This window comes from Piscinibacter sp. PDB1-1, from assembly GCF_056675995.1.
In genome coordinates this window covers 1527925-1541388 of the sequence record NZ_JBWVZJ010000001.1, presented here as the reverse complement: position 1 = coordinate 1541388, position 13464 = coordinate 1527925, and the positions used below count along the sequence as shown (strand labels likewise).

Sequence of the window (13464 nt, the reverse complement as noted above, 5' to 3'; positions counted from 1 at the left end):
CCGCATGCCTGCACGCAAGAAGACAGACGACCTGCCCGAACGTGAGGTCGGCAGTGGTCCGGTGATGCCCGCCGATCGCGTCTACGAGGCCATCTACGCCGCCGTGATCGACCATCGCCTCGCGCCGGGCACGCGCCTGCGCGAAGAAGAACTGGCCGAGACCTTCGCTGTTTCGCGCACCCTGGTGCGCCAGGCCCTGCACCGGCTGGCGCAAGACAACGTGATCGTGCTGCGCCCCAACCGCGGTGCGCAGGTGCCCGAGCCCACGCGTCGAGACGGCGAGCATGTGTTCGATGCGCGCCGCGTGGTCGAGTGCGAGGTCGCGCGCCGCCTGGCCGGCAATCTGAGCACGGCCCAACTGGCCGAGCTGCGGCAGATCGTCGAGGCCGAAGCGCGCGCCACACGGTTGCAGAACAAGCAGGAGGCGATCCGCCTCTCGGGCGAGTTCCACCTCAAGCTGGCGCAGATGAGCGGCAACCCCATCTTCGTGAGGTTGCTGGAAGAGCTCTTGCCCACCACCTCGCTGCTGATGGCGCTCTACAAGGCGCCGGGCGAGCCGATGTGCGTCGCGCACAGCCACCGCTCGCTGCTGAAGGTGATCGGCCAGGGCGGCTCGCCCGGGGCGGCTGGCACCGAGATGCGGCGGCATCTCAACGAGATCGAGAAGTCGCTCTCGCAGCCCACGGCGCGCGTGGCACCGGCGCTGAACGATGTATTCAAGGCCTACCGCGGCGAGGCGTGAACTCAGCCTCATATTGGAAAAACTTTGGCAAGTTCTCTGGAAATATGATTTCCCTGATGGATGTCGGCCCGCTACCGTGCCGACCTTCAGTTCACGAGGGGCATGGCGATGAGAGGCAGAGGCTGGGTGGGGCGAGTGGCATCGGGTCTGTTGGTGCTGATCGCGGTGGCGGTGGTCGGGCTGGCATGGGCGGATCGGCGCCTGCAAGCCGCGAACTACCCCGATCTGCCCGAGGTTCCCGGCACCTGGCCGGCGGCGAGCCCGCCCGCGGGGCTGGGCTTCTCGGTGCTGCGCACCGGCGAGTCGGCGGGCACGCTCGAGTCGCTGGTGGTGGCGGGCGGCAGCTGGTTCACCCCGCGCCGCCCGGTACACAACGCGGTGCTGGTGCGTCATCCGCGCGGCTTGTTGTTGATCGACACCGGCCTCGGCCGCGAGGTGGCGCAGCAGTTCGCAGCCAACAGCGCGCTCGACGCGCAGCTCTTCGGCTATCGCGCCGAGGAGCCCGCGGTGGCGCAGCTGCAGCGCCATGGCATCGCACCGGAGCATCTCGCCGCGATCATCCCGACCCACATGCACTGGGACCACATCAGCGGCCTGCACGACTTCCCGAACGTCGATGTCTGGGTGCAGCCCGCCGAGCGCGCGCGTGCGGCGCACAGCCACCCGCCAGCGTTCATCGCCTCGCAGTTCGATCGCGTGACGCGCTGGCGTGACCTGCGCTTCGATGCCGGGCCGTATGCCGGCTTTGCCGCCAGCCGCGACTGGTTTGGCGACGGCTCCGTGGTGCTGGTGCCGCTGCAAGGGCACACCGTCGGGCAGGTGGGGCTCTTCCTCAGCTTGCCTTCGGGTCAGCGCTACTTCTTCGTCGGCGACACGACCTGGACGCTCGAAGGCCTGCAGTGGCCGGCGACTCGCCCCTGGCTCACGCGCACGGTGGGCCACGTCGATGACGACAACGCCGCCAACGAGCGCGTGATCGTGCAGATCCATCGGCTGATGCAGCGTCACCCTGCGCTGGTGGTGGTGCCGGCGCACGACGAGCGCCTGGCCAAGGCCTTGCCGCAATTCCCTCGCTTCCAGGAGTGAGCTCCGCATGCTGAACCTGCGCAACCTGCGCTACTTCTGCGCCGCCTTCGAAGAGCGCAGCACCGTGGGTGCTGCGCGGGTGAGCTTCGTCACGCAGCCCGCCATCTCGGCGGCCATCGCTGCGATCGAGGAAGAGCTGCAGGTGCGGCTCTTCCTGCGCCAGCACCGCGGTCTCGAGCCCACGCCGGCGGCGCAGCGCCTGTATCGCCTGGCGCGCAAGCTGCTGGCCGACACCGAGGCCATCGCGGCGAGCTTCCGCCAGGCCGAGGCGGTGCCGCTCGCGCTCCGTGTTCTTCCCTCGCTGAGCCTCTCGCGCACCGAGGCCTTGCTGCGCGAATGGCGGCGCGAGATCCCGTCGCTTGCGCTGAGCGTGGTCGGGCCGGGAGAGCCGTGCGACCTGGCGCTGACGACCTCCACCTGCGCCGACGAAGACACCGAGTTCGTCGCGCTCTGGGACGAGCCCTACGTGCTGCTGGTGCCCGAAGCGCACCCGCTCGCGGTGCAGGAGCAGGTGGGTCTGGCCGACCTGCACCAGCAGCCCTTCGTCGAGCGCAGCCACTGCGAGATGCACGACAGCTGGCGCGCAGCCCTCGGCCGCGACACCGCCCAGCCCGAGGTGCGCGCCCGCGCGCAGAGCGAGGAGTGGGCGCAGGGCCTGGTCGCTGCCGGGGTGGGCCTCACGATCGCACCGCTGCACTCGGTGACGCCCCGGCCGGGCGTGGTGGTGCGCGCCGACTGCGCCGAACTGCGTGGCCTGCGCCGCAGCATCGGCCTCGCCTTCCACCCGCCTGCCACTGGTGCGGTCGAGCAGGTGCTGGCCGCCGGCAGGCGCTGGGCTGATACGCTGCCCTCGGCATGACGGGCCGACGGCACGCCGCCTGCTTGCCCCTCCGCATGAACTCCCCCACCCCTGCGCCGCAATTCCACAACTGGCTCGACGACGCCCATGCACTCATCGCCGGTGCGCTCTTCGTCGCCCTGGGTCTCACGATGTTCTCGCACGCCGGCTTGCTCACCGGCGGTGTGGCGGGCGTCGCCTTTCTTGTGAGCTACGCCACCGGCTGGAGCCTCGCGCTGTGCTTCTTTGCATTCAGCGTGCCGTTCTTTTGGCTGTCGTGGCAGCGCCTGGGCCGCGGGTTCACGATCAAAAGTTTTGCTGCGGTGGTGCTGGTCTCCACCTGCACGGCGGTGGCGCCCCAGGTGGTGCGCTTCGAGTTGCTCAACCCCTGGGTGGCCTCGGTGCTCGGCGGCTTCCTGATCGGCTTCGGTCTGCTGGCACTGCTGCGCCACCAAGCCAGCGTGGGCGGCGTCAACATCGTGGCGCAGTGGTTGCAGCAGACGCGCGGTTACAGCGCCGGCAAGATCCAGATGTCGGTCGACATCGTGGTCGTGCTGGCGGCGTTCTTCGTCGTGTCGCCGATGCGGGTGCTGCAGTCTGTGGTGGGGGCGGTGGCGATCGGTGCCATCCTCACGCTCAACCACAAGCCCGGGCGCTACCTGGGCGTGTGAATCAGCACCTCAAGTGGGGCTGAAGCGGTACACGCCGGCCGCGTCCAGATGGCGGCGCAGCTTGCCCTCATGCCACAGCGTGTGCAGGTGGGCGATCGACTCGCCCATCGCAAACGTCGTCTGGTGCAGATCGAGCTTGCGCTTGAACAGCACCGCCAGCAGGTCGGCCGCGCTTTGCGGTGATTCGGCGCAAGCCTGCATCACCTCGGCCAGTCGCTCGGCATGGTGCGCCTGGAGCTGGTCGATGCGCGTGTGCAGGCCGGTGAAGGGCCGGCCGTGCGAGGGCAGCACCAGGCTGTCGGCCGGCAAGGCGCGCATGCGCTCGATCGAATCGAGGTAGCGGCGCAGCGGGTCGCCTTCGGGCTCGTTCTCGTGCACGCCCACATTGGTCGAGATGCGCGGCAGCACCATGTCGCCGGAGATCAGCACGCCGAGCGCAGCGCAATGCAGCGAGATGTGCTCGGGTGCGTGGCCGTAGCCGACGTGGCAGCGCCAATCCGCCTTGTTGTCGCCCGCGCCAATGCGGATCACATCGCCATCGACCATGCGGCGGAACTGATCCGGCACCTTCGGCACCAGGCCGGCGTAGTGGCCGCCGCGCGCGTCGATCATCTCGAGCACCGTGTTGTCGGTGATGCCATGGCGGCGGGCGAAGCCCGAGGTGATCACGTTGGCCTTGGTGGCCGGGTTGCTCGACATGCGCGCGCCGTTGTAGTCGGTGCCGCTGATCCACAGGCGGCACTCGTGCTCGGGCGTGGTCCATCGCTCGGTGAGCCAGTCGGCCAGGCCGATGTGGTCGGGGTGCAGGTGGGTGACGATCACGCGCAGGACCGGCAGGCCGTCGAGTTGCGTGGCGAACACCTGATCCCAGGCGGCGCGTGTGGCCTCGTTGGCGATGCCGCAGTCGACGATCGTCCAGCCCGCCTGTTTGCCGTTCGGGCCTTCGATCTCGTCGCGCAGCAGCCAGAGGTTGATGTGGTCCAGCGCGAAAGGCAGCCCCATGCGCACCCAGCGCACGCCCGGTGCCACTTCGATCGCGCGCCCCGGCTCAGGCAGGGTGTCAGCGAGCGGGTAACTCAACTGGTGTTCGAGGGTATTCATGGCGGCGCCCGGGTTGGCTACACTTTACGTAAACGTCAACTGATCGGCCATTCTAGGTAGCCATGCCCCCCGAAGCTGTCACTCAGGTATCAACCGCGTCAGGCGCCACGTTCACCATCGGTGAATTGGCACGCGAGTTCGATCTCACGACCCGCGCCATCCGCTTCTATGAAGACTGCGGCCTGCTGCACCCGCAGCGCAAGGGCCGCAACCGCGTCTACACCGCGCGCGACCGCACCCGGCTGCGCCTCACGCTGCGTGGCAAGCGCCTAGGGCTCACGCTGGCCGAGGCGAAAGAGATCGTCGACATGTACGAATCGCCACGCGACACCTTGCCGCAGCTGAAGAAGTTCCTGGCCGTGCTGGGTGCTCACCGTGAGCAGCTCGAGCACCAGATGGCCGACCTGCAGGGCACGCTCGACGAGGTGCGCGCCCAGGAGAAAGAAGCCCGGCGATTGCTGGCCGCGGCCGAAAAGAAGTCTGCCTGAACCGACCCCACACGACGACATTGGAGACACCATGAATCTGCCCGGCCTCGACTTCCAGCTCGGTGAAGACATCAACGCGCTGCGCGACACGGTGCGCGAGTTCGCGCAGGCCGAGATCGCGCCACGCGCGGCCGAGATCGACAAGAGCGACCAGTTCCCGATGGGCCTGTGGCTGAAGATGGGTTCGCTCGGCGTGCTCGGCATCACGGTGCCCGAGGAGTACGGCGGCGCCAACATGGGCTACCTGGCCCACATGATCGCGATGGAGGAGATCAGCCGCGCCAGCGCGAGCGTCGGCCTGAGCTACGGCGCGCACAGCAACCTGTGTGTGAACCAGATCAAGCGCAACGGCAGCGAGGCGCAGCGCAAGAAATACCTGCCCAAGCTGATCAGCGGCGAGCACGTGGGGGCGCTGGCGATGAGCGAGCCGAATGCGGGCTCCGATGTCATCAGCATGAAGCTCAAGGCAGAGGACAAGGGCGGCTACTACGTTCTCAACGGCAGCAAATTCTGGATCACCAACGGTCCTGATGCCGACACGCTGGTCGTCTACGCCAAGACCGAACCCGAGCTGGGTGCACGCGGCGTGACGGCCTTCCTGATCGAGAAAGGCATGAAGGGCTTCAGCATCGCGCAAAAGCTCGACAAGCTCGGCATGCGCGGCAGCCACACCGGCGAGCTGGTGTTCCAGAACGTCGAAGTGCCCGCAGCCAACGTGCTGGGCGGCGTGAATGGCGGCGCCAAGGTGCTGATGAGCGGGCTGGACTACGAGCGCGCGGTGCTCACCGGCGGGCCGCTGGGCATCATGCAGTCGGTAATGGACAACGTGGTGCCCTACATCCACGACCGCAAGCAGTTCGGCCAGAGCATCGGCGAGTTCCAGCTCATCCAGGGCAAGGTGGCCGACATGTACACCGTGCTGCAGGCGGCGCGCTCGTTCGCCTACACGGTCGCCAAGAACCTCGACATGCTGGGCGCCGAGCACGTGCGACAGGTGCGCAAGGACTGCGCGAGCGTCATCCTCTGGTGTGCCGAGAAGGCCACCTGGATGGCTGGCGAAGGTGTGCAGATCTTCGGTGGCAACGGCTACATCAACGAGTACCCGCTGGGCCGTCTCTGGCGTGACGCCAAGCTCTACGAAATCGGGGCGGGCACGTCGGAGATCCGCCGCATGCTGATCGGCCGTGAGCTGTTCGCCGAAACCATGTGACTCTGGTTCAATTGCGCCATGACAACCGACCTCAAAGAACTCTTCGAAAACAACCTGCGCTGGGCGCGCGACACCGAGGCCCGTTCGCCGGGCTTCTTCACCAGCCTGCTCAAGCAGCAGGCGCCGCAGTACCTGTGGATCGGCTGTGCCGACAGCCGCGTGCCCGCCAACGACCTGGTCGGCCTGCTGCCCGGCGAGCTGTTCGTGCACCGCAACGTGGCCAACGTGGTGGTGCACTCCGATCTCAACTGCCTGTCGGTGATGCAGTTCGCAACCGACATGCTGAAGGTCAAGCACATCATCATCGTCGGCCACTCCAACTGCGGCGGCGTGGCGGCGGCGCTGCATGACACGCGCGTGGGCCTCGCTGACAACTGGATCCGCCACGTGCAGGACGTGCGCAACCGGCATCAGGCGTGGCTAGAGGCCGTCGACGCATCGCAGCGCGTGAATGCGCTGGTGGAACTGAACGTGGTCGAGCAGGCGCTCAACGCGTGCCAGACCACCATCGTGCAAGACGCCTGGCAACGCGGCCAGGAGCTGGTGATCCACGGCTGGGTCTATGGCCTGCACAACGGGCAGCTGCAAGACCTGCACATGACCGTGTGCAGCGCCGAAGGGCTGCACCCCGCCTACGAGGCGGCCATCAACCAGATCCGCGCGCGCTACACGCCGGGCCTCGCAGCGAGCGAGACCAACTGATGCGCATGGCCGTCTTCCCGCAGGAGCTGACCGACCTGCGCGCCTTCGACATCGCCAACGCGATGCTAGACGGCTTCGATCGCCACTACACGCTTTTCCGCGAGACCAGCGCGCACGCCAAGAGGCGCTTCGAAGAGGCCGACTGGCACGGCCAGCAGCGCGCGCAGCGCGAGCGCATCGAGTTCTACGACCTGCGCGTGGACGAATGCGCCGAGCGGCTGCAGACCGAGTTCAAGGCCAGCACGCTGTCGATGGACGTGTGGCAGCAGATCAAGCTGCACTACATCGGCCTGCTCACCAACCACAGCCAGCCCGAGCTCGCCGAGACCTTCTTCAACTCGGTCACGACCAAAATCCTGCACCGCAGCTACTTCCACAACGACTTCATCTTCCTGCGCCCCGCGGTCTCCACCGAGTACATCGAGAACGCCGAACCGGCGTCCATGCCGACCTACCGCGCCTACTACCCCACCAAGGAGACCTTGCGCGAGACCTGGATCCGGCTCATCGACAACTTCCAGCTGCAGATGGCGTTCGAGGACCTGGGGCGCGACGTGGACCACGTGCTGTGCGAGATGCACAAGCAGCTCGGCGACTTTCGCGCGCGCGCGAACTTCCAGATCCATGTGCTGAGTTCGCTGTTCTTCCGCAACAAGGGGGCCTACATCGTCGGCCGGATCATCAACGGCTTCAAGGAAACGCCGTTCGCGCTGCCGATCCTGCACACGCCGCCGTCGCCGGGCCGCCCCAAGACGGCGGAGAGCCCCTCGGGGGCCGGCACCCAAGGTGCCTTGGGGTCGTCATCCAGCGGCGGGCAACTCACGATCGACGCCATGCTCTTCGGCGAAGACGAACTGCAGATGCTCTTCAGCTTTGCGCGCGCCTACTTCCTGGTGAACATGGAGATACCGGCGGCGTACGTGCAGTTCTTGCGCTCGCTGATGCCGCGCAAGCCGCGCTCGGAGATCTACAACGCGCTCGGCCTGCAAAAGCAGGGCAAGAACATCTTTTACCGCGACTTTCTCGCGCACCTGCGCTACAGCAGCGACCGCTTCCGCATCGCGCCCGGCATCAAGGGCATGGTCATGCTGGTGTTCGACCTGCCCTCGTTCCCGTTCGTGTTCAAGGTGATCAAGGATTTCTACCCGCCGCAGAAAGACACCACGCGCGAGATCATCAAGAGCAAGTACCTGCTCGTGAAGACCCACGACCGCGTCGGGCGCATGGCCGACACGCTGGAGTACAGCAACGTGGCGTTTCCGCGGGCGCGTTTCGAAGACGAGCTCATCGCCGAGCTGAAGCAGTTCTGCCCGAGCCTGCTCGAAGAAGACGGCAACGACGTGGTCATCCGCCACGTCTACATCGAGCGGCGCATGATCCCGCTCAACATCTACCTGCACGAAGCCGAGCACGAGCGGATGGCGCATGCGGTGATCGAATACGGCAATGCGATCAAGGACCTGGTGGCGGCCAACATCTTCCCGGGCGACATGCTCTGGAAGAACTTCGGCGTGACCCGCAACGGCAAGGTCGTGTTCTACGACTACGACGAGATCGAGTACCTGACCGACTGCAACTTCCGCAAGGTGCCCGAGCCCCGCAACGAAGAAGAAGAGATGTCGGGCGAGGTCTGGTACAGCGTGGGCAAGCACGATGTGTTCCCCGAGACCTTCGGCCCGTTCCTGCTGGGCAACACGGCCGTGCGCGAGGTCTTCATGAAGTACCACGGCGACCTGCTCGACGTCGCGTTCTGGCAGGGCCACAAGGAGCGCATCCTTGCCGGCCACGTGCACGACGTGTTCCCCTACGACACCACCAAGCGCTTCAAGACCATGCGGCGCGTGCGCGACGGCCAGCATGCGCGCGCCGCGTTCGAGCCACCGGCCGAGTCGGGCGCGGGCGACACATCATTCACCGACAACAGCCTGGCCTGAGGTTTCTCGTTCATTCATTGCCAGCACGTTCATTGCCCGCACAGCGTTGCCCAAACATTCGCAAGGAGTCCCTGCCATGTCGACCTCTGAATCCATCGTCATCGTCTCCGCGGCTCGCACGCCCATCGGCGGCATGTTGGGCGATTTCAGCGCTCTGGCTGCGCATGAACTCGGCGCGGTGGCGATCAAGGCGGCCATCGAGCGCGCCGGCGTGCCGGGCGACGCCGTGAACGAGGTGCTCATGGGCAACTGCCTGATGGCCGGCCAGGGCCAGGCGCCAGCCAGGCAGGCGGCACTCGGCGCCGGCCTGCCGCAATCGGCGGGGGCCGTCACCTTGTCCAAGATGTGCGGCTCGGGCATGCGCGCCATGATGTTCGCGCACGACATGCTCCAGGCCGAGAGCGCCGAGGTGGTCGTTGCCGGCGGCATGGAGAGCATGACCAACGCGCCGCACCTCGTCTTCGCACGCAAGGGCGTGCGCTATGGCGCGACGCAGATGTTCGACCACATGGCGATGGATGGGCTGGAGGACGCCTACGACCGTGGCCGCGCGATGGGTGTGTTTGCCGAAGACTGCGTGGCCAAGTACCAGTTCACCCGCGAAGCGCAGGATGCGTTCGCGATCGCCTCCACCCAGCGCTCGAAGGCGGCCAACGAAGACGGCAGCTTCGACTGGGAGATCGCACCGGTCACCTTGAAGGGCAAGGCGGGCGACACGGTCGTGAAGTTCGATGAGCAACCGTTCAAGGCCAGGCTCGACAAGATCCCGGGGCTCAAGCCTGCGTTCAAGAAGGACGGCACGATCACCGCGGCCAATGCGTCGAGCATCTCGGATGGCGCGGCGGCGCTGGTGCTGATGCGTGAATCCACCGCGCGGCAGATGAAGCTCGCGCCCGTGGCGCGCATCGTCGGTCACGCGGTCCACGCGCAGGCGCCGGCGTGGTTCAGCACGGCGCCGGCGGGCGCGATCGAGAAGCTGCTCAAGAAGAACGGCTGGGCGGCGAAGGATGTGGACCTGTGGGAGGTGAACGAAGCCTTCGCCGCGGTCACGATGGCGGCCATGCACGAGTTCAAGCTGCCGCACGAGATCGTCAACGTGCATGGTGGGGCGTGCGCGCTGGGCCACCCGATCGGGGCGAGCGGGGCGCGCATCGTGGTCACGCTGCTGGGGGCGCTGCGCAAGCGCGGGTTGAAGCGCGGGGTGGCGGCCTTGTGCATTGGTGGGGGGGAGGCGACGGCGTTGGGGGTGGAGTTGGTTTGATGCGCGCGGGTGTTTGTGCGGGCCTTCGATACCTCAGGCTGAGCGGCTGGTGGCTTGCACATACCCATGAACACACTCAGCCCGCTCAGCCTGAGGTATCGAAGGCCCACTCCGAACTCGCATGAGCTTCTTCACCTACATGCTTCGCTGCGCCGACAAGTCCTACTACGTCGGACACACCGACGACCTGGAGCAGCGCATGGCTCAACACCATGTTGGCACCTACCCTGGCTACACCCGCCATCGCCGTCCCGTCGAGCTGGTGTGGTCGCAAGAATTTCCAAGCCGCCACGAAGCCTTCGCCGCCGAACGCCAGCTCAAAGGCTGGTCCCGCGCCAAGAAGGAAGCCCTGATGCGCGCCGACTGGAAGACCGTCCAGCAGCACGCCTGGGGAACACGCCACCCATTGCCATCGCATCTCACATGAACACCCTCATCATCGGCGCCTCGCGCGGCATCGGCCTCGAGTTCGTTCGCCAGTACCGCGCCGAGCGCGCGGCCGTCACCGCCACCGCGCGCAGCGAGGCATCGCTGCAGGCGCTGCGCGAGCTGGGGGCCACCGCCTTGTCGCTCGACGTCGCCAGTGCCGCCAGCGCATCCGGGCTGGCCTGGCAGATCGACGGTTCGGCCTTCGATGTCGCCATCGTGGTCGCAGGTCTCTACGGCCCTCGCAGCGACGGCCTGCAAACACCGAGCGAGCCTGATTTCGATGCGGTGATGCGCACCAACGTGCTCGGGCCGATGCGCGTGATTCCGCAGCTCGCCGATGCGCTCGCGCCGGGCGCCAGGCTCGTGGTGCTGTCGTCTCGCATGGGGTCGCTCGGCCAGCGCAGCAGCAACGCCGGCTGGTTGTACCGCGCCTCCAAGGCGGCGGCGAACTCGGTGTTGAAAGACGCGTCCATCGCGCTGCAAGGGCGTGCGATCTGCGTGAGCATGCACCCGGGCTGGGTGCGCACCGACATGGGCGGGCCCGAGGCCACGCTCGATGTGGCCGACAGCGTGGCGCTGATGCGCCGCACGATCGCCGGTCTCACCCCCGCCGAGCACGGCGGCTTCTTCGACCACGACGGCAGCCCCCTTCCCTGGTGACGCTCATGACCATGTTCCAACAGCGCGAGCGGGTCGAGCGCCGGGCCGCCCCGAGCCGGCCCGCGATCCCCACGGGGGATCGGCCGATGTACTCAGCGGATGAGGGGTTGTCATGAAGTACTGGAGCGAGGTTGTCCATCGCCTGGTGCCTTACGTGCCCGGTGAGCAACCGCAGGTCGAAGGCCTCGTCAAGCTCAACACCAACGAGAACCCGTACCCGCCGAGCCCGCGTGCCATCGAGGCCATCCGCGCCGAGGCGGGTGATGCACTTCGCCTCTACCCCGAGCCCACGGGCAAGGCCTTGCGCGCGGCGGTGGCGCGGCAGATGGCGCTCGAGCCCGAGCAGGTGTTCGTGGGCAACAGCTCCGACGAGGTGCTGGCGCATGTGTTCATGGGGCTGCTCAACCACGCACCGCGCGCGCTGCTCTTCCCCGACATCAGCTATGCCTTCTACCCCGTGTACTGCGGCCTGTACGGCATCACGCACCGCACTGTGCCGCTGGATGCGCAACTCGCGTTGAACATCGACGACTACCTGCAGCCCGATGCCGGCGCGATCATCTTCCCCAACCCCAATGCGCCCACCGGTCGTGCGCTGCCGCGCGCCGAGATCGAGCGACTGCTGCGCGCGCGGCCCGATGCTGTGGTGGTGATCGACGAGGCGTATGTGGATTTCGGCGCCGAGTCTGCCGTGCCTCTCATCGACACCCACCCGAACCTGCTGGTGGTGCACACGATGTCGAAGTCACGCTCGCTCGCCGGCCTGCGCGTGGGCTATGCGATGGGGCAGGCGCCGCTGATCGAGGCGCTCATGCGGGTGAAGGACAGCTTCAACTCCTACCCGCTCGATCGGCTGGCCACGGCGGGGGCCATCGCGGCGCTCGACGACACCGCCTACTTCGAGCAGACCCGCCATGCGGTGATCGCCACGCGCGAGCGCCTGGCCGCGCAACTGCGTGCGCTGCAGTTCGAGGTGCTTCCCTCGCAGGCCAACTTTGTCTATGCCCGCCACGCCTCGCACGGCGGCGCGGCATTGGCCGCGGCCCTGCGCGAGCGCAACATCCTCGTGCGCCGCTTCGACAAGCCTGCGCGCATCGCCGACCACCTGCGCATCACCGTGGGCACCGACGCGCAATGCGACGCCCTCGTGAACGCCCTCACGGAGATCACCCGCCATGCTGCTGTCTGAAGACCACCGCGCGATTCAAGACGCCGTGCGCGCTTACGTGCAGGAGCAGATCGCACCGCACGCGGCCGCGTGGGACAAGAGCCATCACTTCCCGGCCGAGCAGCTCAAGGGCCTGGCCGCGCTCGGCTGCTACGGCGTGGCTGTGCCCACCGAGTGGGGCGGGGCGGGGCTCGGCTACCTGAGCCTCGCGCTGATCCTCGAAGAGATCGCCGCGGGCGACGGCGCCACCTCCACCATCGTGAGCGTCAACAACTGCCCGGTGTGTTCCATCCTCGTGGCGTGGGGCAACGAGGCGCAAAAGGCACAGTGGCTGACGCCGCTGGCGCGGGGCGACATGCTGGGCGCCTTCTGCCTCACCGAGCCGCACGTCGGCTCGCAGGCCGATGGCTTGAAGGCGACGGCGACGAAGGAGGGTGGCGACTACCTGATCAACGGCGTCAAGCAGTTCATCACCAGCGGCCAGAACGGCGACGTGGCGATCGTGATGGCGGTCACCGACAAGAGTGCCGGCAAGAAGGGCATCAGCGCCTTCATCGTGCCGACGTCCACGCCCGGTTACACCGTGGCGCGCCTCGAAGACAAGATGGGCCAGCACGCGAGCGACACCGCGCAGATCCTGTTCGAGAACTGCCGCGTGCCGGCCGCCAACCTGATCGGCGACGAAGGCCAGGGCCTGAAGATCGCGCTCTCGGGCCTGGAGGGCGGGCGCATCGGCATCGCCTCGCAATCGGTGGGCATGGCGCGAGCGGCCTTCGAGGCGGCACTGAAGTATGCGAAAGAGCGCGTCGCCTTCGGCCAGCCCATCTTCGAACACCAGGCGGTGCAGTTCCGCCTGGGCGAGATGGCCACGCACATCGAAGCGGCGCGCCATTTGATCCACCATGCCGCGAGCCTGCGTGATGCTGGACAGCCCTGCCTGAAAGAGGCGGCCATGGCCAAGCTGTTCGCCAGCGAGATGGCCGAGCGCGTGTGTTCCGATGCCATCCAGATCCATGGCGGCTACGGCTACGTGAGCGACTTCCCGGTGGAGCGCATCTACCGCGACGTGCGCGTGTGCCAAATCTACGAAGGCACGAGCGATGTGCAGAAGATCCTGATCGGGCGTGCGCTGGCCTGACGCGGCTCAGCGTGGGCGGTGCGCGCGTAAAGTCCG

Annotated in this window: 14 protein-coding genes; 13 read left to right on the top strand and 1 reads right to left on the bottom strand. The window is 67.1% G+C overall.

Features of this window, described 5'->3' with window-relative positions; genetic code table 11:
* The first annotated feature begins 4 nt into the window (after positions 1–4).
* The 4 genes from AC1KAR_RS07065 (at position 5) to AC1KAR_RS07050 (ending at position 3337) form a co-directional block, all read left to right on the top strand.
* Entirely contained in the window at positions 5–742 is a 738-nt protein-coding gene (locus tag AC1KAR_RS07065; RefSeq protein WP_480315909.1) for a GntR family transcriptional regulator, read from the top strand.
* Between the two features lie 108 nt (positions 743–850).
* Positions 851–1828 carry an MBL fold metallo-hydrolase gene (locus AC1KAR_RS07060; RefSeq protein WP_480315907.1) on the top strand — a complete coding sequence of 326 codons (978 nt, stop codon included), beginning with the start codon at positions 851–853 and terminating at the stop codon, positions 1826–1828.
* Positions 1829–1835: 7 nt separating this feature from the next.
* Complete coding sequence (locus AC1KAR_RS07055) at positions 1836–2687, top strand: LysR family transcriptional regulator (RefSeq protein WP_480315905.1); 852 nt, start codon at positions 1836–1838, stop codon at positions 2685–2687.
* A gap of 35 nt (positions 2688–2722) precedes the next feature.
* Positions 2723–3337 carry a YitT family protein gene (locus tag AC1KAR_RS07050; protein ID WP_480315903.1) on the top strand — a complete coding sequence of 205 codons (615 nt, stop codon included), beginning with the start codon at positions 2723–2725 and terminating at the stop codon, positions 3335–3337.
* Positions 3338–3346: 9 nt separating this feature from the next.
* Here the strand turns inward: AC1KAR_RS07050 and AC1KAR_RS07045 are convergent, their stop codons facing one another.
* Positions 3347–4438, bottom strand: coding sequence for an MBL fold metallo-hydrolase (locus AC1KAR_RS07045; protein WP_480315901.1), 1092 nt, complete (start codon positions 4436–4438; stop codon positions 3347–3349).
* Positions 4439–4500: 62 nt separating this feature from the next.
* On the opposite strand from AC1KAR_RS07045, the gene AC1KAR_RS07040 reads away from it, so the two are divergent.
* From AC1KAR_RS07040 to AC1KAR_RS07000, 9 genes are all read left to right on the top strand, one after another.
* Positions 4501–4926 carry a MerR family transcriptional regulator gene (locus AC1KAR_RS07040; RefSeq protein ID WP_480315899.1) on the top strand — a complete coding sequence of 142 codons (426 nt, stop codon included), beginning with the start codon at positions 4501–4503 and terminating at the stop codon, positions 4924–4926.
* Positions 4927–4957: 31 nt separating this feature from the next.
* The gene (locus AC1KAR_RS07035) at positions 4958–6136 is read left to right on the top strand and encodes an isovaleryl-CoA dehydrogenase (RefSeq protein ID WP_480315897.1); all 1179 of its coding nucleotides are present in this window, start codon (positions 4958–4960) and stop codon (positions 6134–6136) included.
* Between the two features lie 18 nt (positions 6137–6154).
* The gene (gene can / locus AC1KAR_RS07030) at positions 6155–6838 is read left to right on the top strand and encodes a carbonate dehydratase (RefSeq protein ID WP_480315895.1); all 684 of its coding nucleotides are present in this window, start codon (positions 6155–6157) and stop codon (positions 6836–6838) included.
* A gap of 5 nt (positions 6839–6843) precedes the next feature.
* Positions 6844–8772 (top strand): bifunctional isocitrate dehydrogenase kinase/phosphatase, encoded by a 1929-nt coding sequence (aceK, locus tag AC1KAR_RS07025; RefSeq protein ID WP_480315893.1) that lies wholly within the window; start codon positions 6844–6846, stop codon positions 8770–8772.
* Positions 8773–8848: 76 nt separating this feature from the next.
* Positions 8849–10033 carry an acetyl-CoA C-acyltransferase gene (locus AC1KAR_RS07020; RefSeq protein ID WP_480315891.1) on the top strand — a complete coding sequence of 395 codons (1185 nt, stop codon included), beginning with the start codon at positions 8849–8851 and terminating at the stop codon, positions 10031–10033.
* 121 nt (positions 10034–10154) lie between these two features.
* Positions 10155–10460 carry a GIY-YIG nuclease family protein gene (locus tag AC1KAR_RS07015; RefSeq protein ID WP_480315889.1) on the top strand — a complete coding sequence of 102 codons (306 nt, stop codon included), beginning with the start codon at positions 10155–10157 and terminating at the stop codon, positions 10458–10460.
* The gene (locus AC1KAR_RS07010) at positions 10457–11122 is read left to right on the top strand and encodes an SDR family oxidoreductase (protein ID WP_480315887.1); all 666 of its coding nucleotides are present in this window, start codon (positions 10457–10459) and stop codon (positions 11120–11122) included. Before AC1KAR_RS07015 ends, AC1KAR_RS07010 begins: the two co-directional genes overlap by 4 nt.
* Positions 11123–11234: 112 nt before the next feature.
* Positions 11235–12311 carry a histidinol-phosphate transaminase gene (gene hisC, locus AC1KAR_RS07005; RefSeq protein WP_480315885.1) on the top strand — a complete coding sequence of 359 codons (1077 nt, stop codon included), beginning with the start codon at positions 11235–11237 and terminating at the stop codon, positions 12309–12311.
* Positions 12298–13428, top strand: a complete 1131-nt coding sequence (locus AC1KAR_RS07000) for an acyl-CoA dehydrogenase family protein (protein WP_480315883.1) — start codon at positions 12298–12300, stop codon at positions 13426–13428. The genes hisC and AC1KAR_RS07000 overlap by 14 nt, the downstream gene beginning before the upstream one ends.
* Positions 13429–13464 lie beyond the last annotated feature (36 nt).

Coding starts and splice junctions, on each gene's coding strand:
- AC1KAR_RS07060 (WP_480315907.1), top strand. CDS start 851: ATGAGAGGCAGAGGCTGGGTGGGGCGAGTGGCATCGGGTCTGTTGGTG.
- AC1KAR_RS07065 (WP_480315909.1), top strand. CDS start 5: ATGCCTGCACGCAAGAAGACAGACGACCTGCCCGAACGTGAGGTCGGC.
- AC1KAR_RS07035 (WP_480315897.1), top strand. CDS start 4,958: ATGAATCTGCCCGGCCTCGACTTCCAGCTCGGTGAAGACATCAACGCG.
- AC1KAR_RS07015 (WP_480315889.1), top strand. CDS start 10,155: ATGAGCTTCTTCACCTACATGCTTCGCTGCGCCGACAAGTCCTACTAC.
- can (WP_480315895.1), top strand. CDS start 6,155: ATGACAACCGACCTCAAAGAACTCTTCGAAAACAACCTGCGCTGGGCG.
- AC1KAR_RS07040 (WP_480315899.1), top strand. CDS start 4,501: ATGCCCCCCGAAGCTGTCACTCAGGTATCAACCGCGTCAGGCGCCACG.
- AC1KAR_RS07000 (WP_480315883.1), top strand. CDS start 12,298: ATGCTGCTGTCTGAAGACCACCGCGCGATTCAAGACGCCGTGCGCGCT.
- hisC (WP_480315885.1), top strand. CDS start 11,235: ATGAAGTACTGGAGCGAGGTTGTCCATCGCCTGGTGCCTTACGTGCCC.
- AC1KAR_RS07045 (WP_480315901.1), bottom strand. CDS start 4,438: ATGAATACCCTCGAACACCAGTTGAGTTACCCGCTCGCTGACACCCTG.
- AC1KAR_RS07010 (WP_480315887.1), top strand. CDS start 10,457: ATGAACACCCTCATCATCGGCGCCTCGCGCGGCATCGGCCTCGAGTTC.
- AC1KAR_RS07050 (WP_480315903.1), top strand. CDS start 2,723: ATGAACTCCCCCACCCCTGCGCCGCAATTCCACAACTGGCTCGACGAC.
- AC1KAR_RS07055 (WP_480315905.1), top strand. CDS start 1,836: ATGCTGAACCTGCGCAACCTGCGCTACTTCTGCGCCGCCTTCGAAGAG.
- AC1KAR_RS07020 (WP_480315891.1), top strand. CDS start 8,849: ATGTCGACCTCTGAATCCATCGTCATCGTCTCCGCGGCTCGCACGCCC.
- aceK (WP_480315893.1), top strand. CDS start 6,844: ATGGCCGTCTTCCCGCAGGAGCTGACCGACCTGCGCGCCTTCGACATC.